At 46.3% G+C, this 18,673-nt stretch carries 10 protein-coding genes and 2 tRNA genes; 9 read left to right on the top strand and 3 right to left on the bottom strand.

Features of this window, described 5'->3' with window-relative positions; translation table 11 throughout:
* The first annotated feature begins 503 nt into the window (after positions 1–503).
* On the top strand, positions 504–1,697 hold the full coding sequence (gene ompC / locus ACJHYD_RS03630; protein WP_000824405.1) for a porin OmpC: 1,194 nt from the start codon (positions 504–506) through the stop codon (positions 1,695–1,697).
* A 591-nt stretch (positions 1,698–2,288) separates the two neighbouring features.
* A complete protein-coding gene (gene hchA, locus ACJHYD_RS03625) occupies positions 2,289–3,140 on the top strand; it encodes a glyoxalase III HchA (protein WP_001544645.1) in 852 nt (283 codons plus the stop codon).
* A gap of 106 nt (positions 3,141–3,246) precedes the next feature.
* Here the strand turns inward: hchA and hprS are convergent, their stop codons facing one another.
* A complete protein-coding gene (gene hprS, locus ACJHYD_RS03620) occupies positions 3,247–4,605 on the bottom strand; it encodes a two-component system sensor histidine kinase HprS (RefSeq protein ID WP_000826807.1) in 1,359 nt (452 codons plus the stop codon).
* Entirely contained in the window at positions 4,605–5,276 is a 672-nt protein-coding gene (hprR, locus tag ACJHYD_RS03615) for a response regulator transcription factor HprR (protein WP_001339045.1), read from the bottom strand. The genes hprS and hprR overlap by 1 nt, the downstream gene beginning before the upstream one ends.
* A 132-nt stretch (positions 5,277–5,408) precedes the next feature.
* On the opposite strand from hprR, the gene hiuH reads away from it, so the two are divergent.
* The 4 genes from hiuH (at position 5,409) to zinT (ending at position 8,478) form a co-directional block, all read left to right on the top strand.
* Entirely contained in the window at positions 5,409–5,822 is a 414-nt protein-coding gene (gene hiuH, locus ACJHYD_RS03610; RefSeq protein WP_000920132.1) for a hydroxyisourate hydrolase, read from the top strand.
* Between the two features lie 108 nt (positions 5,823–5,930).
* Positions 5,931–6,935, top strand: a complete 1,005-nt coding sequence (gene msrP, locus ACJHYD_RS03605) for a protein-methionine-sulfoxide reductase catalytic subunit MsrP (protein ID WP_021559287.1) — start codon at positions 5,931–5,933, stop codon at positions 6,933–6,935.
* Positions 6,936–7,571 carry a protein-methionine-sulfoxide reductase heme-binding subunit MsrQ gene (msrQ, locus tag ACJHYD_RS03600; protein WP_001241115.1) on the top strand — a complete coding sequence of 212 codons (636 nt, stop codon included), beginning with the start codon at positions 6,936–6,938 and terminating at the stop codon, positions 7,569–7,571.
* Between the two features lie 256 nt (positions 7,572–7,827).
* Complete coding sequence (gene zinT / locus ACJHYD_RS03595; RefSeq protein WP_001007767.1) at positions 7,828–8,478, top strand: metal-binding protein ZinT; 651 nt, start codon at positions 7,828–7,830, stop codon at positions 8,476–8,478.
* A gap of 667 nt (positions 8,479–9,145) precedes the next feature.
* On the opposite strand, the gene ACJHYD_RS03590 is transcribed toward zinT, so the two are convergent.
* Positions 9,146–9,235 (bottom strand) — tRNA-Ser (locus tag ACJHYD_RS03590).
* 93 nt (positions 9,236–9,328) lie between these two features.
* On the opposite strand from ACJHYD_RS03590, the gene mtfA reads away from it, so the two are divergent.
* The 3 genes from mtfA (at position 9,329) to ACJHYD_RS03575 (ending at position 18,597) form a co-directional block, all read left to right on the top strand.
* Positions 9,329–10,126: a DgsA anti-repressor MtfA gene (mtfA, locus tag ACJHYD_RS03585; RefSeq protein ID WP_001302302.1), complete on the top strand. Its 798-nt coding sequence runs from the start codon at positions 9,329–9,331 to the stop codon at positions 10,124–10,126.
* Between the two features lie 100 nt (positions 10,127–10,226).
* Positions 10,227–10,302 (top strand) — tRNA-Asn (locus ACJHYD_RS03580).
* A 312-nt stretch (positions 10,303–10,614) separates the two neighbouring features.
* Positions 10,615–18,597 (top strand): Ig-like domain-containing protein, encoded by a 7,983-nt coding sequence (locus ACJHYD_RS03575; protein WP_137473673.1) that lies wholly within the window; start codon positions 10,615–10,617, stop codon positions 18,595–18,597.
* The last annotated feature ends 76 nt before the right edge of the window (positions 18,598–18,673 follow it).

Raw genomic sequence — 18,673 nt, 5'->3', positions numbered from 1 at the left:
CAGTGAATACAGGAAAAATCGTTTTGAGCGATTTTATTTATCTTTGATATCGGCTTTATTAATTCATTCAATCAATATATTAGCACTGATTACAATTATACCTTTTTATTATTCTGTGTCATGATGCTTCCGTTATTAGCCTTTTATCGTCTTGTTTATTTTTTTTGGGCCGGCATGATGCCGGCTTTTTTTATGCCTTCATTAATGTGCGCGTGATCACACCAGCCGTTTGGCGCAACAATCATTGATACCCCCTATGTTTCCGCTCAACTCATAACATATTGATATACATTTATAATTTTCATGAATATTTATATTTAGAATTCATAATTCTGAATTATATTAAATAGATTAGAAACATTTTGAAATCTTTTAAATATATTTGTTACATGTAATCTTTAAAATAAAATGAACTTCATAGAATAGTATCCAAATGTGCTTTTTTTTGGATAACGGCACTTATTGATATATTCATGAAGATTATAATCACAAGGGAATACATAATGAAAAGAAAAGTTCTGGCAATGCTGGTCCCGGCGTTATTAGTTGCTGGCGCAGCAAATGCGGCTGAAGTCTATAATAAAGATGGTAATAAACTGGATTTGTACGGAAAAGTAGCGGGCCTGCACTACTTCTCTGATGATGCTGGCAGCGATGGCGACATGTCATATGCCCGTATCGGTTTCAAAGGTGAAACTCAGATCGCTGACCAATTCACTGGTTATGGTCAGTGGGAATTTAACATTGGCGCAAACGGTCCTGAAAGCGACAAAGGTAATACCGCAACGCGTCTGGCATTTGCAGGTTTAGGCTTTGGTCAGAATGGTACTTTCGACTATGGTCGTAACTACGGTGTCGTATATGACATTGAAGCATGGACCGATATGCTGCCAGAATTTGGTGGCGATACCTATGCTGGTGCCGACAACTTCCTGAACGGTCGTGCTAATGGTGTTGCAACCTACCGTAACAATGGCTTCTTTGGTCAGGTCGATGGCCTGAACTTTGCTCTGCAATATCAGGGTAATAATGAAGGATCGGGTGGGCTTTGGGATCAAGAAGGTTCTGGTAATGGTAATAATCGTAAACTGTCTAAAGAAAATGGTGACGGTTTCGGTATGTCCACTTCCTATGACTTTGACTTCGGGTTAAGCCTCGGGGCTGCATATTCAAACTCTGACCGTACTGATAACCAACGTGCTACTGGTTTAGGTGAGCAACGCTCGAATAAATATGCTGGTGGTGAAACAGCTGAAGCATGGACAGTCGGTGCTAAATATGATGCGAATAATGTCTATTTAGCGGCAATGTATGCAGAAACACGTAATATGACTGCATATGGCAGCGGAAAAGACAATAACGACATTGACAGAGGTGGTATTGCGAACAAAACCCAAAACTTTGAAGTTGTTGCTCAGTATCAGTTCGACTTCGGCCTACGCCCGTCCATCGCTTACCTGCAATCTAAAGGTAAGGATTTAGGTGGTTGGGCTCATGACGGCAACGGCGACCCACGTTACACCAATAAAGATCTGGTTAAATACGTTGATATTGGTGCGACTTACTACTTCAACAAAAACATGTCCACCTACGTTGATTACAAAATCAACCTGCTGGACAACGACGACGACTTCTACAAAGCAAACGGCATCGCTACCGATGATATCGTTGCTGTGGGCTTAGTCTACCAGTTCTAATCAGCCAACGCGCCGCGGCGTGTTACTGTAAAAGTTAACACTAGCCTGAGTTCGTCCCTCATCGAACTCAGGCTTTTTTATTGGCATTTCATCTCCCTCTGCGGCACATGCAATTGCCAAAGCATATCGATACAGTACCTTACCCTGCCCCTGCTGGCACAATAACATCTACCCGCGACTCTTCCAGCCAACACCCAAATGCATTTCTTTATGAATTAATCTGCAACAAAACCGCCTCCCATACAGAAATATTTGCAAAAAAAGTGCATGGAAAAAGCTTTTTCTCTACCAATCCGGGATATAAATATTCATCAGCACCACAATATTCCACAGCACTAAATCTCTCCCTGCCGCCCCGGACCTCTGATAATGGTCTAAAATCATTGAGGCCACTTGCGACGACGTTGCTCAATAAGGAAAATTTGGCGTGAATAATATTCAACACCAGTGCAGCATCATCATTACATACTTACACCCGCCGACTACCGCTTTCGATATATTGACTCAATTTTCCAGCCTGGTTAAAAATAGCGACCAGCTCAGTCGCAAATATAGTGACTACCCTAACTAAGCAACAATAAGGAATACACTATGACTGTTCAAACAAGTAAAAATCCGCAGGTCGATATTGCTGAAGATAATGCATTCTTCCCTTCAGAATATTCGCTTAGCCAATATACTAGTCCTGTCTCTGATCTTGATGGCGTGGACTACCCAAAACCTTATCGTGGTAAACATAAAATTCTGGTGATCGCCGCGGACGAACGTTATTTGCCGACCGATAACGGCAAACTGTTTTCGACCGGTAACCATCCGATTGAAACGTTGCTGCCGTTGTATCATCTCCATGCTGCAGGTTTCGAATTCGAAGTGGCGACCATTTCCGGTCTGATGACCAAGTTTGAATACTGGGCTATGCCACACAAAGATGAAAAAGTAATGCCATTCTTTGAGCAGCATAAATCGTTGTTCCGCAATCCGAATAAACTCGCGGATGTTGTCGCCAGCCTCAACGCTGACAGCGAATATGCAGCAATCTTTGTTCCTGGTGGTCATGGCGCACTTATTGGTTTACCAGAAAGCCAGGACGTGGCTGCCGCTTTACAGTGGGCAATCAAAAATGACCGTTTTGTTATATCCCTTTGCCACGGTCCGGCGGCTTTTCTGGCACTTCGCCACGGCGATAACCCACTGAATGGTTATTCCATTTGCGCATTCCCAGACGCCGCAGACAAACAAACGCCAGAGATAGGCTATATGCCGGGTCATCTCACCTGGTACTTCGGCGAAGAGCTGAAGAAAATGGGCATGAACATTATTAATGACGACATCACCGGGCGAGTACATAAGGACCGTAAAGTTCTCACCGGCGACAGTCCTTTCGCAGCGAATGCGTTGGGTAAACTGGCGGCGCAGGAAATGCTGGCCGCTTACTCGAGTTAATCCCTGTTACATTGTAATGTAAGCGCATAATCAATCGCAGCCACGTTAATACTCACGACGTGGCTGCGTTTTTCACGGTTAATTTATGGCGTACTGAAGCCCTATGTTAATTTCTTTGCGGTAACGTAATCCGGAACACATTAAGCTTATTGAGATAGTGATACGTAGCACTTCCCCCATGCAATTCGGCAATCGCTTTGACTAAAGAAAGACCAAGTCCCTGACCTACGGAATGACGCGAATTATCTCCGCGCCAAAATCTACGGAAGAGTTTTTCAGGCTCATTAATTTTCGTACCAGGGCTGGCGATATCAATATTAAGAGAGCCGTTGGTATCAAGAAAACTGGTTATAAGAATGCGCGATTTTTCTGGCGAATATCGAATAGCGTTAACAATAAGATTCGATAACATTCGTTGTAGTAAAATTTTATCCGCAAAGATTTGCTGATTGCACTCGACCTTAAAGCAAATCTCTTTCTCGTCTGAAAGGTATTCAAGATAGTCCAACAAATTTTCGACTTCCTTATTGAGAGAAAGCGAGTCCAGTTTCACCAAAACATTATTTTTATCTGCCCTGGCAAGAAACAGTATGTTCTCTGTTAACCGCGAAATATTTTCCAGCTCTTCAATGTTTCCGGCAATTGTTTTTTGATATTCAGCGATACTTCTGGTTTGACTGAGCGTAACCTGATTCTGACCCAGTAATGCATTAATTGGCGTTCTAAGTTCATGAGCGAGATCGTCAGCAAATTGACTTAGGCGTTCAAAATCTTTGACTAAGGCTTGGTGCATTTTATTCAACGCCTGCCCAAGAGGTTTTAGTTCTCTCGGTAATGCGCTAACCTCAACAGGCTCCCGGTTATCGTTATAATTCAGCGCTTCCGTTACACCACTCAACTTTTTGATCTCTCGTAACCCCGTTCTGATTAACAGCGGACTTAATACTGAGCAAAGTATAATGGCGACAATGCAAATTATAATGCTATTAATTTTATACTGTTCAAGCATGTTATGTCTGGCTGAAGCCAATTTAGCCACAGTAACCGTTAATGATGGCGAAACTTCATCAATATTAATTCGTAAAGCATCTATCTCTGTATCATTAATAATGCTTCTGTAAATGCCAGCTGCGCTGATTGTCTCAGTAGCAGGTATGTTATTTAACATGTCATCACTGACATTCGTCCGGTTAACAATTTTGTTGATGCTATCACCATGAATGATCAAGATATCCTGACTAACATCCATCATCCGGTTAAAGTACACAGGTAACGTATCTGGATTTACCCCATCAATTAACAACTGCTTGATCTGCGCTGTCCGGTTAATGAGTGTTGTATCATCGCGCCATTTCAACTCACTTGCCAGGCCATTATAGAGAGTCCAGACAATTCCAGCGCCAGCAACAGACAGCACCAATATAAAAAGCAAGGTTAAACGGACGGTTATAGATAATCTTTTCATTATTTTTTTACCGCTACGAATGAATAGCCCATCCCCCGGATTGTAGCGATTAGCTTTTCAGGAAAAGGATCATCAACTTTTGCGCGGAGCCTGCGAATGGCGACGTCCACCGTATTGGTATCACTATCAAAGTTGATTCCCCAAATTTCACTCGCAATAACCGTTCTGGGTATAATTTCGCCAGCTCTGGAGGCCAGTAGCCAAAGTAACTGAAACTCCTTGCGCGTCAGTGTAATACTGATATTGTCCCTGCTCACACTTTGACTAACAGAGTCCATTCTTAAGCCACTGATTTCTAATGTTGAATTCAAAGCATGATGTTGCCTTAATTGTGCCCGAACCCTTGCCAGCAACTCAGAAAATGAAAAAGGTTTTACCAGATAATCATTTGCTCCACTGTCCAGCCCTCTGACTCTGTCATCGACAGAATCCCTTGCAGTAAGGCAAATAACAGGGGTTTGCTTTGCTGTTCTTAACGTTTGTAAGATCTGCCAGCCATCCATACCCGGAAGCATAATATCCAGAATGATCAATGCATAATCATCCTTCAGCGCAAGATAAAGCCCATCTCTGCCATCAGAAACGGCATCAATGACATAACCCGCTTCGGAAAGCCCCTGCGTTACCCACTCCTGGGTCCTTTGATTATCTTCAATAAGTAAAATCTTCATGAAAATAATATGCCATAAATCATATGTTATAGAAACAGCCTGGTTCATTACAAAATTGTAATGCTGCTGTAAGGTTACCCTGGACGCTTTTTCGCTATCCTCAAAACTCATTCACATGACAAGGATATAAACATGTTAAAGCGTTATTTAGTTCTCTCCGTAGTAACGGCTGCATTTTCATTACCTTCTTTGGTCTATGCTGCACAACAAAACATTCTTAGCGTGCACATTTTGAACCAGCAAACAGGAAAACCCGCTGCCGACGTGACAGTCACTCTTGAAAAGAAAGCGGACAACGGCTGGTTACAACTTAATACCGCCAAAACAGATAAGGATGGACGAATTAAGGCACTGTGGCCCGAGCAAACTGCAACTACGGGCGATTACCGTGTCGTATTTAAAACCGGGGACTATTTCAAGAAACAAAATCTTGAAAGTTTCTTCCCTGAGATCCCCGTTGAATTTCATATTAATAAAGTGAACGAGCATTATCATGTGCCTTTATTACTTAGCCAATATGGGTATTCAACCTATCGTGGCAGTTAATGCATAAATATGTAAAAGCAGATCTCTGCTACTGTTAGGGAGGACACTCCCTGACAGATTAACAGTAAACGGCTCTTGCTGGCTAACGACAAAAAAGTGTGATGGCTTATGAAAAAGAATCAATTTTTAAAAGAATCAGATGTTACGGCCGAGTCAGTATTCTTTATGAAGCGTCGGCAGGTGTTAAAAGCACTGGGCATCAGCGCGGCTGCACTTTCTTTGCCTCACGCTGCGCATGCCGATCTGCTTAGCTGGTTTAAAGGGAACGATCGCCCACCTGCCCCCGCCGGAAAACCGTTGGAGTTCAGCAAGCCTGCCGCCTGGCAAAATGACCTGCCACTGACGCCAGCAGATAAAGTTTCCGGCTATAACAACTTCTATGAATTCGGGCTGGATAAAGCCGATCCCGCCGCTAATGCTGGTAGCCTGAAAACCGATCCATGGACATTGAAAATCAGCGGCGAAGTGGCAAAACCATTGACCCTCGATCACGATGATTTAACCCGTCGCTTCCCGCTGGAAGAGCGTATTTATCGTATGCGCTGCGTGGAAGCATGGTCGATGGTGGTGCCGTGGATTGGTTTTCCGCTGCACAAATTACTGGCGCTTGCCGAACCCACCAGCAATGCGAAGTATGTCGCTTTCGAAACAATTTATGCACCGGAACAGATGCCAGGCCAGCAGGACCGCTTTATCGGCGGCGGGCTGAAATATCCTTATGTCGAAGGATTGCGTCTCGACGAAGCAATGCATCCGCTCACACTGATGACCGTGGGTGTTTATGGCAAGGCGTTACCGCCACAAAATGGCGCGCCGGTGCGACTGATTGTGCCGTGGAAATATGGCTTTAAAGGGATTAAATCGATAGTCAGTATTAAGCTGACCCGCGAGCGTCCGCCAACCACCTGGAATCTGGCAGCGCCTGACGAATACGGTTTTTACGCCAACGTTAATCCGCATGTTGATCACCCGCGCTGGTCACAGGCTACCGAACGATTTATTGGTTCAGGCGGCATCCTCGATGTACAGCGCCAGCCAACGCTACTGTTTAATGGTTACGCCGAGCAGGTGGCATCGCTGTATCGTGGCCTGGATTTGCGGGAGAATTTCTAAATGCGTCTGACAGCAAAACAGGTGACATGGATGAAAGTTTGCCTGCATCTTGCCGGATTGTTGCCGTTTCTCTGGCTGGTCTGGGCGATCAATCACGGTGGACTGGGTGCCGATCCAGTGAAAGATATTCAGCATTTTACTGGTCGCACTGCACTGAAATTTTTGCTGGCGACCTTGTTAATCACACCTCTGGCACGCTACGCAAAACAGCCGTTATTGATACGCACTCGCCGCCTGTTAGGCTTATGGTGCTTTGCCTGGGCGACACTGCATTTAACCAGTTACGCATTACTGGAGCTGGGCGTGAATAATCTGGCGTTATTAGGTAAGGAGTTAATTACCCGGCCTTATTTAACGTTAGGAATTATCAGCTGGGTTATTTTGCTTGCTTTAGCGTTTACTTCAACCCAGGCGATGCAGCGAAAACTCGGCAAGCACTGGCAACAGTTGCATAATTTCGTCTATCTTGTCGCGATCCTGGCCCCAATACATTATCTGTGGTCAGTGAAGATTATTTCACCGCAGCCACTCATCTACGCTGGGCTGGCGGTACTGCTTTTAGCCTTACGGTATAAGAAGTTGCTTTCCCTTTTCAACCGGTTACGCAAGCAGGTTCACAACAAATTATCTCTATAACTTCATATTACCGACAAAGTACGCGTTATCCCTGCCGGATGCGGCGCGAGCGCCCTATCCGGCCTACGCAGATCACATCAGGTTATGTTTCGTTTGTCATCAACCTCAAATCATCGACATAATTTATGTCATTTCAATAAGATAGGAAAATATACCTGAGGTAACTTTGCACTCGTTTCCTAAGAGTTGTTGCATTTTGTTATATGTTACAATATAACATTACACATTATATACATTAACTCTGGAGGAAACTGTTTTGGCGATTCGTCTTCATAAACTGGCTGTTGCTTTAGGTGTCTTTATTGTTAGCGCTCCTGCCTTTTCGCATGGTCATCACTCACACGGCAAACCCTTAACAGAGGTCGAACAAAAAGCTGCTAATGGTGTTTTTGATGATGCCAATGTACAAAACCGAACGCTAAGTGACTGGGATGGAGTATGGCAATCCGTTTATCCTTTACTGCAAAGTGGCAAACTTGACCCCGTCTTTCAGAAGAAAGCGGATGCAGATAAAACCAAAACATTTGCTGAAATTAAAGATTATTATCGCAAAGGTTATGTGACAGATATCGAGATGATTGGCATTGAGGACGGCATTGTTGAATTCCATAGAAATAATGAAACAACATCCTGTAAATATGATTACGATGGATACAAAATACTCACCTATAAATCAGGTAAGAAAGGCGTTCGTTATTTATTCGAATGTAAAGATCCTGAAAGCAAAGCCCCTAAATATATTCAATTTAGCGATCATATAATTGCACCACGAAAATCATCTCATTTTCACATTTTTATGGGTAATGATTCACAGCAATCTTTATTAAATGAAATGGAAAACTGGCCAACGTATTATCCCTATCAGTTGAGTAGCGAAGAAGTGGTCGAGGAAATGATGTCTCATTGATTTTTTTTCGCTGATTCAATTATTTAACAGAACAGTGCCTAGTAGTAACGACAATAATTTACCAAGACAAATAAATAAGACAAACTCAGACACGCTCATGCTTGAGACGTGTCTTTTTTATTATGTCTGTAGAAAAAACTGAGAAAACGGCGAACAATAAATACACAACTCACCAATACAGACTGGCTGCGCCAATGTCTCCAGGAGCAAGTCATCTGTCATGGTAAAGCTAACCAGAAATATAGGTTAATTTTGGTATTTAAACCTTTTTTACTTGTTAGTATGATACAAAGGCTTTCAAAAAAGTTGGGAAATTCAACAACTCTTGGAAATTATGGACTTTGTCCCGCGGCTTTAATCTGACGGCCGCGTTCCTTTTTTGGCTCAATTATTGACTCCTTCTCTACGCAACTTCAGTTCCCACCACCAACTTTGCGGCAGCTTCGTAGGATCAATGTCTAAAAGAATAATGGTGACCGATAAGAAAACGACTGAATAACTGCAGATTTTCGCTCGAAACCTTCCTGTCAGATCCATAGCGAATCAAGTGCTGAATGTCACAGTATCGAACAGAAAACAGTGACGATCTAACCCTTCAAGAATATTCTACGATTGTTCTGTTTAGGAAAAGCAAGGCGGGAAGTCGGGAGATAAGTCATTGATAAGGTGGCGGAGAGAGGGGGATTTGAACCCCCGGTAGAGTTGCCCCTACTCCGGTTTTCGAGACCGGTCCGTTCAGCCGCTCCGGCATCTCTCCGTTCAGATGGTTGCCATGATGCCAGGAAATTTGGCATTTTAACAGTCCCTGTCCGTGCAATTTTGTTCAAGTGACGAGTTTGCGAGCAAAACGATGATTAAGTGGCCCTGGAAAGTACAAGAATCAGCACATCAAACTGCCCTTCCCTGGCAGGAAGCACTATCGATCCCCCTTTTAACGTGTCTGACGGAACAGGAACAAAGCAAATTAGTCACTCTTGCCGAACGTTTTTTACAGCAAAAGCGGCTTGTTCCTTTACAGGGCTTTGAACTGGATTCATTAAGAAGCTGCCGGATAGCACTTCTATTTTGCCTGCCCGTTCTGGAGTTAGGACTGGAATGGCTGGATGGTTTTCATGAAGTCTTAATTTATCCTGCGCCATTTGTGGTCGATGACGAATGGGAAGACGATATCGGTCTGGTGCATAACCAACGTATTGTTCAGTCAGGTCAGAGCTGGCAGCAAGGGCCTATCGTTTTGAACTGGTTGGATATACAAGATTCTTTTGATGCTTCTGGTTTTAACCTGATTATTCATGAAGTCGCTCATAAGCTGGACACCCGTAATGGCGATCGCGCAAGCGGAGTTCCCTTTATTCCGTTGCGTGAGGTTGCTGGCTGGGAACACGATCTTCATGCTGCAATGAACAATATTCAGGAAGAAATCGAATTAGTTGGCGAGAATGCGGCGAGCATCGATGCTTATGCTGCCAGTGATCCTGCTGAGTGTTTTGCCGTACTTTCTGAATATTTCTTTAGCGCCCCAGAACTTTTTGCTCCTCGTTTCCCTTCATTGTGGCAACGTTTCTGCCAATTTTATCAACAAGATCCTTTGCAGAGACTGCATCACGCTAATGATACAGACTCGTTTTCGGCGACGAATGTTCATTAATTAACAACTTTGCAGATTAATTAACCAATTGAAATGACTTATGAAATTTAGTGTTGACAGACAAGGTACCGCTAAGTAATATGCGCCCCGTTCACACGATTCCTCTGTAGTTCAGTCGGTAGAACGGCGGACTGTTAATCCGTATGTCACTGGTTCGAGTCCAGTCAGAGGAGCCAAATTCTAAAAATTCGCTTTTTAGCGCAATGTCACTGATCTTAGTTGAGCATTGCTTTTTAACGGATAGCGGGTTTTTGACATCTTAAGCGCCCTCGACCTTAATGGTTGAGGGCGTTTTGCTATGGACGCCATCACCATTTTCCCCTCGATTATAAAACTTGAGTAATTCAGTAGTCTCCCCTCTTGCAACTCACACCCAAAACTACCTAACGAAAAGTTATTAATTTTCAATCATATTGCTATCAGGATTTATATTTTTTCGCTGTGCTAGAAAGGGCGCATTTATGTTAGCTCGTTCAGGGAAGGTAAGCATGGCTACGAAGAAGAGAAGTGGAGAAGAAATAAATGACCGACAAATCTTATGCGGGATGGGAATTAAACTACGCCGCTTAACTGCGGGTATCTGCCTGGTAACTCAACTTGCGTTCCCTATGGCTGCGGCAGCACAAGGTGTGATAAACGCTGCAACCCAACAACCAGTTCCTGCACAAATCGCCATTGCAAATGCCAATACGGTGCCCTATACGCTTGGAGCGCTGGAATCGGCCCAAAGCGTTGCCGAACGTTTCGGTATTTCGTTGGCTGAGTTACGCAAACTCAACCAGTTTCGTACGTTTGCTCGAGGTTTTGATAATGTCCGCCAGGGGGATGAACTGGATGTCCCGGCACAAGTTAGTGAAAAAAAATTAACCCCGCCGCCGGGTAATAGCAGTGACAACCTCGAGCAACAGATAGCCAGTACTTCACAGCAAATCGGGTCTCTGCTCGCCGAAGATATGAACAGCGAGCAAGCGGCAAATATGGCGCGTGGATGGGCCTCTTCTCAGGCTTCAGGCGCAATGACAGACTGGTTAAGCCGCTTCGGTACCGCAAGAATCACGCTGGGCGTGGATGAAGATTTTAGCCTGAAGAATTCCCAGTTCGATTTTCTCCATCCGTGGTATGAAACGCCTGATAATCTCTTTTTCAGCCAGCATACCCTCCACCGTACTGACGAACGTACGCAGATTAACAACGGCTTGGGTTGGCGTCATTTCACGCCCACATGGATGTCGGGCATCAACTTCTTTTTCGACCACGACCTTAGCCGTTACCACTCCCGCGCCGGCATTGGCGCGGAGTACTGGCGCGACTATCTAAAATTAAGTAGTAACGGCTATTTGCGACTGACCAACTGGCGCTGCGCACCTGAACTGGACAACGATTATGAAGCACGCCCGGCCAATGGCTGGGATGTACGCGCAGAAGGCTGGCTACCCGCCTGGCCGCACCTTGGCGGTAAACTGGTCTATGAACAGTATTATGGCGATGAAGTGGCCCTGTTCGATAAAGATGATCGGCAAAGTAATCCTCATGCCATAACCGCTGGACTTAACTATACCCCCTTCCCGCTGATGACCTTCAGCGCGGAGCAACGCCAGGGTAAACAGGGTGAAAATGACACCCGTTTTGCCGTCGATTTTACCTGGCAACCTGGCAGCGCAATGCAGAAACAGCTTGACCCGAACGAAGTCGCTGCACGGCGTAGCCTTGCAGGCAGCCGTTATGATCTGGTGGATCGCAACAACAACATCGTTCTGGAATATCGCAAAAAAGAACTGGTTCGCCTGACCCTGACAGACCCCGTGACAGGGAAGTCAGGAGAAGTGAAATCATTGGTTTCGTCGCTACAAACCAAATATGCCCTGAAAGGCTATAACGTCGAAGCCACCGCTCTGGAAGCTGTCGGTGGTAAAGTGGTCACAACGGGTAAAGATATTCTGGTTACCCTGCCGCCGTACCGGTTCACCAGTACGCCAGAAACCGATAACACCTGGCCAATTGAAGTCACCGCTGAAGATGTCAAAGGCAATTTTTCGAATCGTGAACAGAGCATGGTAGTCGTTCAGGCACCTACGCTAAGCCAGAAAGATTCCTCGGTATCGTTAAGTACCCAGACGTTGAGCGCGGATTCCCATTCAACCGCCACACTGACTTTTATTGCTCATGATGCAGCAGGTAATCCTGTTATCGGGCTGGTGCTCTCGACGCGTCACGAAGGTGTTCAGGACATCACCCTTTCTGACTGGAAAGATAATGGTGACGGAAGCTATACCCAGATCCTGACCACAGGAGCGATGTCTGGCACGCTGACGCTTATGCCACAGCTGAACGGTGTGGATGCGGCTAAAGCCCCCGCCGTGGTGAATATCATTTCTGTTTCGTCATCCCGGACTCACTCGTCAATTAAGATTGATAAGGACCGTTATCTCTCCGGCAATCCTATCGAGGTGACGGTAGAACTGAGAGATGAAAATGACAAACCTGTTAAGGAACAAAAACAGCAACTGAATACCGCAGTCAGCATCGACAACGTGAAACCAGGAGTCACTACTGACTGGAAAGAAACCGCAGATGGCGTCTATAAGGCGACCTATACCGCCTATACCAAAGGCAGTGGGCTTACTGCGAAGCTGTTAATGCAAAACTGGAATGAAGATTTGCATACCGCTGGATTTATCATCGACGCCAACCCGCAGTCAGCGAAAATTGCGACATTATCTGCCAGCAATAATGGTGTGCTCGCCAATGAGAATGCAGCAAACACCGTCTCGGTCAATGTCGCTGATGAGGGAAGCAACCCAATCAATGATCATACCGTCACGTTTGCGGTATTAAGCGGATCGGCAACTTCCTTTAACAATCAAAACACCGCAAAAACGGATGTTAATGGTCTGGCGAATTTTGATCTGAAAAGTAGTAAGCAGGAAGACAACACGGTTGAAGTCACCCTTGAAAATGGCGTGAAACAAACGTTAATCGTCAGTTTTGTCGGCGACTCGAGTACCGCGCAGGTTGATCTGCAGAAGTCGAAAAATGAAGTGGTCGCTGACGGCAATGACAGCGCCACAATGACCGCGACAGTTCGGGATGCAAAAGGCAACCTGCTCAATGACGTCAAGGTAACCTTCAATGTTAATTCAGCAGAGGCGAAACTGAGCCAAACCGAAGTGAATAGCCACGACGGGATCGCCACAGCCACGCTGACCAGTTTGAAAAATGGTGATTATACGGTTACGGCCTCTGTCAGCTCTGGTTCCCAGGCTAGTCAACAGGTGAATTTTATCGGTGATCAAAGTACTGCTGCCCTGACCCTCAGTGTGCCCTCAGGCGAGATCACCGTCACCAACACAGCTCCGCAACATATGACTGCAACCTTGCAGGATAAAAATGGCAACCCACTAAAAGATAAAGAAATCACCTTCACTGTGCCAAACGACGTCGCAAGTCGGTTCTCGATTAGTAACGGCGGAAAAGGCATGACGGATAGTAACGGGGTTGCAATCGCCTCCCTGACCGGCACGTTAGCGGGCACGCATATGATCACGGCTCGTCTGGCTAACAGCAATGTCAGCGATACACAGCCAATGACGTTTGTGGCGGATAAAGACAGAGCGGTTGTCGTTCTACAAACATCGAAAGCGGAAATCATTGGGAATGGCGTGGATGAGACGACTCTGACAGCAACAGTGAAAGATCCTTTTGATAACGTGGTTAAAAATTTGTCAGTAGTCTTCCGCACCTCTCCCGCAGACACGCAACTGAGTCTGAACGCGCGTAATACTAATGAGAACGGTATTGCTGAAGTTACCCTTAAGGGCACGGTTTTGGGTGTTCATACAGCCGAAGCCACACTGCCTAACGGCAACAACGATACGAAGACAGTCAATATTGCGCCCGATGCCAGCAACGCGCAGGTCACGCTGAATATCCCTGCTCAACAGGTGGTGACGAATAATAGTGACAGCGTGCAGCTGACGGCAACGGTAAAAGATCCGTCGAATCATCCGGTGGCGGGAATAACGGTGAACTTCACCATGCCACAGGACGTTGCGGCAAACTTTACCCTCGAAAATAACGGTATTGCCATCACTCAGGCCAATGGGGAAGCGCATGTCACGCTCAAAGGTAAAAAAGCGGGCACGCATACGGTTACCGCAACGCTGGGTAACAATAATGCCAGCGATGCGCAGCCAGTCACATTCGTGGCGGATAAGGACAGCGCAGTTGTCGTTCTGCAAACCTCGAAAGCGGAAATCATTGGGAATGGCGTGGATGAGACAACGCTGACAGCAACAGTGAAAGATCCTTTTGATAACGTAGTAATAGATCTACCGGTCACCTTTAGTACTAACCCGGCTGATACACAACTTAGTCAGAGCACGAGCAATACAAACGACAGTGGTGTTGCTGAAGTTACCCTTAAGGGCACGGTTTTGGGTGTTCATACAGCCGAAGCCACACTGCCTAACGGCAACAACGATACGAAGACAGTCAATATTGCGCCCGATGCCAGCAACGCGCAGGTCACGCTGAATATCCCTGCTCAACAGGTGGTGACGAATAACAGCGACAGCGTGCAGCTGACGGCAACGGTGAAAGATCCGTCGAATCATCCGGTGGCGGGAATAACGGTGAACTTCACCATGCCACAGGACGTTGCGGCAAACTTTACCCTCGAAAATAACGGTATTGCCATCACTCAGGCCAATGGCGAAGCGCATGTCACCCTCAAAGGCAAAAAAGCGGGCACGCATACGGTTACCGTAACGCTGAGTAATAACAATACCAGTGATTCGCAGCCGGTAACGTTTGTGGCGGACAAAACCTCGGCTCAGGTTGTCCTGCAGATATCAAAAAATGAGATAACAGGTAATGGCGTCGATAGCGCAACGCTAACTGCAACGGTCAAAGATCAGTTCGACAATGAGGTGAACAATCTTCCGGTAACATTCAGCACAGCTTCTTCAGGCCTCACCCTGACCCCAGGGGAAAGTAATACCAATGAGTCTGGCATCGCGCAGGCCACTCTCGCAGGCGTTGCCTTTGGTGAGCAGACTGTTACTGCATCACTGGCTAATACTGGTGCCAGCGACAACAAAACTGTGCATTTTATTGGCGACACAGCGGCGGCAAAAATTATCGAGTTGACGCCTGTCCCAGACAGCATATTCGCCGGTACCCCGCAGAACAGCACCGGCAGCGTCATTACCGCCACAGTCGTTGATAATAATGGCTTTCCGGTGAAAGGTGTGACTGTGAACTTCACCAGCAGAACAAACTCTGCCGAAATGACGAATGGCGGCCAAGCCGTAACGAACGAACAGGGTAAGGCTACCGTCACTTATACCAATACCCGCTCCTCGATAGAATCAGGAGCGAGACCAGATACCGTTGAGGCCAGTCTGGAAAATGGTAGCTCCACGCTTAGCACATCAATTAATGTCAATGCTGATGCGTCTACGGCACACCTCACTTTGCTACATGCACTTTTTGATACAGTCTCCGCAGGCGAGACAACCAGTCTGTATATTGAGGTGAAGGATAATTACGGCAACGGTGTCCCCCAGCATCAGGTGACCCTCAGCGTTTCACCAAGTGAAGGCGTGACCCCCAGTAATAACGGTATATATACTACCAACTACTACGGCAATTTTTACGCAAGCTTTACCGCTACAAAAGCCGGGGTTTATCAAGTGACGGCAACCCTCGAAAATGGTGATTCGATGCAACAAACAGTGACCTATGTGCCGAACGTCGCGAATGCTGAAATCTCGCTGGCAGCCTCTAAGGATCCGGTGATTGCCGACAATAACGATCTCACGACACTCACAGCAACAGTCGCTGATACAGAGGGCAATGCGATAGCCAACACTGAGGTAACATTTACTCTGCCGGAAGATGTGAGGGCGAACTTCACGCTGAGCGATGGCGGTAAAGCGATTACGGATACTGAAGGCAAAGCGAAAGTCACGCTGAAAGGTACAAAAGCAGGCGCTCATACTGTTACAGCATCGATGGCTGGCGGTAAGAGCGGACAACTGGTGGTGAACTTTACTGCGGATACGCTCACTGCGCAGGTTAATCTTAACGTTACCGAGGACAACTTTATCGCCAATAACGTTGGGATGACCACACTTCAGGCAACAGTGACTGATGGAAACGGCAACCCGTTAGCCAATGAGGCGGTGACATTCACGCTACCGGCAGATGTGAGCGCAAGCTTCACTCTCGGACAAGGCGGTTCCGCCATTACAGACATCAACGGCAAGGCTGAAGTTACACTGAGCGGTACAAAATCCGGCACCTACCCCGTGACAGTTAGCGTGAACAATTATGGTGTCAGTGATACGAAACAGGTGACGTTGATTGCCGATGCTGGTACCGCAAAACTGACCTCCTTAACCTCTGTATACTCATTCGTCGTCAGCACGACCGAGGGCGCAACCATGACGGCAAGCGTCACTGACGCTAACGGCAACCCGGTAGAAGGCATAAAAGTTAATTTCCGCGGAACCTCCGTCACGCTAAGCAGCACCAGCGTTGAAACGGATAGTCAGGGATTCGCTGAAATTCTTGTGACAAGCACCGAGGTCGGACTGAAAACAGTTTCAGCCTCTCTGGCAGATAAACCTACTGAAGTCATCTCGCGATTACTGAATGCCAGTGCAGATGTTAATTCTGCGACGTTTACCAGTCTGGAGATACCTGAAGGTCAGGTAATGGTCGCACAAGACGTAGCAGTTAAAGCTCACGTTAACGACCAGTTTGGCAACCCGGTTGCGCATCAACCCGTGACATTCAGTGCAGAGCCATCCTCGCAAATGATCATCAGCCAGAATACGGTGTCTACTAATACGCAGGGTATAGCCGAGGTCACCATGACGCCCGAAAGAAACGGTTCGTATATGGTGAAAGCATCCCTGGCGAATGGAGCCTCAATTGAGAAACAACTGGAGGCTATTGATGAAAAACTGACACTCACGGCGTCCAGCCCGCTTATCGGTGTCAATTCCCCAACAGGTGCAACTCTGACGGCAACGCTAACTTCTGCAAATGGCACTCCAGTGGAAGGTCAGGTCATCAACTTTAGCGTAACGCCAGAAGGTGCAACGTTAAGTGGCGGAAAAGTGAGAACCAACTCTTCAGGTCAGGCACCAGTCGTTCTGACCAGCAATAAAGTCGGTACATATACGGTGACTGCATCGTTCCATAACGGCGTAACAATACAGACACAGACAACCGTGAAAGTCACTGGCAACTCAAGCACCGCACATGTTGCTAGCTTTATCGCTGATCCATCGACTATCGCCGCCACCAACAGTGATTTAAGTACCTTAAAGGCAACGGTTGAGGATGGCAGTGGTAACCTGATCGAAGGTCTCACTGTGTACTTCGCCTTAAAAAGCGGCTCTGCCACATTAACGACATTAACAGCGGTGACCGATCAAAACGGAATCGCGACAACAAGCGTGAAAGGAGCGATGACAGGTAGCGTCACGGTAAGCGCAGTCACGACCGCTGGTGGAATGCAAACAGTAGATATAACGCTGGTGGCAGGCCCGGCTGACGCCTCGCAGTCCGTCCTTAAGAACAATCGGTCATCACTGAAAGGGGACTATACCGATAGTGCTGAGCTACATCTTGTTTTGTACGATATATCAGGCAATCCGATCAAAGTTTCTGAAGGGATGGAATTTGTGCAATCAGGTACTAACGTGCCCTATGTGAAAATTAGCGCAATTGATTACAGTCAAAATATCAACGGTGATTACAAAGCCACTGTTACAGGCGGCGGAGAGGGTATCGCAACGCTGATCCCTGTATTGAATGGTGTTCATCAAGCGGGTCTGAGTACCACAATACAATTCACTCGCGCAGAAGACAAAATAATGAGCGGTACAGTGTTGGTCAATGGTGCTAACCTACCAACAACTACATTCCCTTCGCAGGGATTCACCGGGGCGTATTATCAGTTGAATAATGACAACTTTGCTCCAGGAAAAACGGCGGCTGATTATGAGTTTTCAAGCTCTGGCTCCTGGGTCGATGTTGATGCTACCGGTAAAGTGACATTTAAAAATGTCGGCAGCAAATGGGAGAGGATTACGGCGACGCCAAAAACAGGCGGCCCTAGCTATATATACGAAATCCGAGTGAAGAGTTGGTGGGTGAACGCCGGCGATGCTTTCATGATATACAGCCTTGCTGAAAATTTTTGCAGTAGCAATGGCTACACACTTCCCCTTGGAGACCATTTAAACCATAGTCGTTCCCGAGGCATCGGGTCACTGTACAGTGAATGGGGAGATATGGGGCATTACACGACTGAAGCTGGTTTTCAATCAAATATGTATTGGTCATCTAGTCCCGCAAACTCAAGCGAACAATACGTAATTTCTCTGGCAACAGGTGAGCAAAGTGTATATGAAAAGCTTGGGTTTGCTCATGCGACATGTTATAAAAACCTCTGATTTTCCGCTATAATTCCTTAAAGAGTGCTCCATTCGGGGCACTCTTTTTTACATTCCCTCTACAGAACTTGCCCTT

It is taken from the genome of Escherichia sp. WS1368, from assembly GCF_046487485.1.
Classification (GTDB): Bacteria; Pseudomonadota; Gammaproteobacteria; order Enterobacterales; family Enterobacteriaceae; genus Escherichia; species Escherichia coli.
The sequence above is the reverse complement of the archived record's forward strand: the minus strand, read 5'-3'. Positions and strand labels throughout refer to the sequence as shown.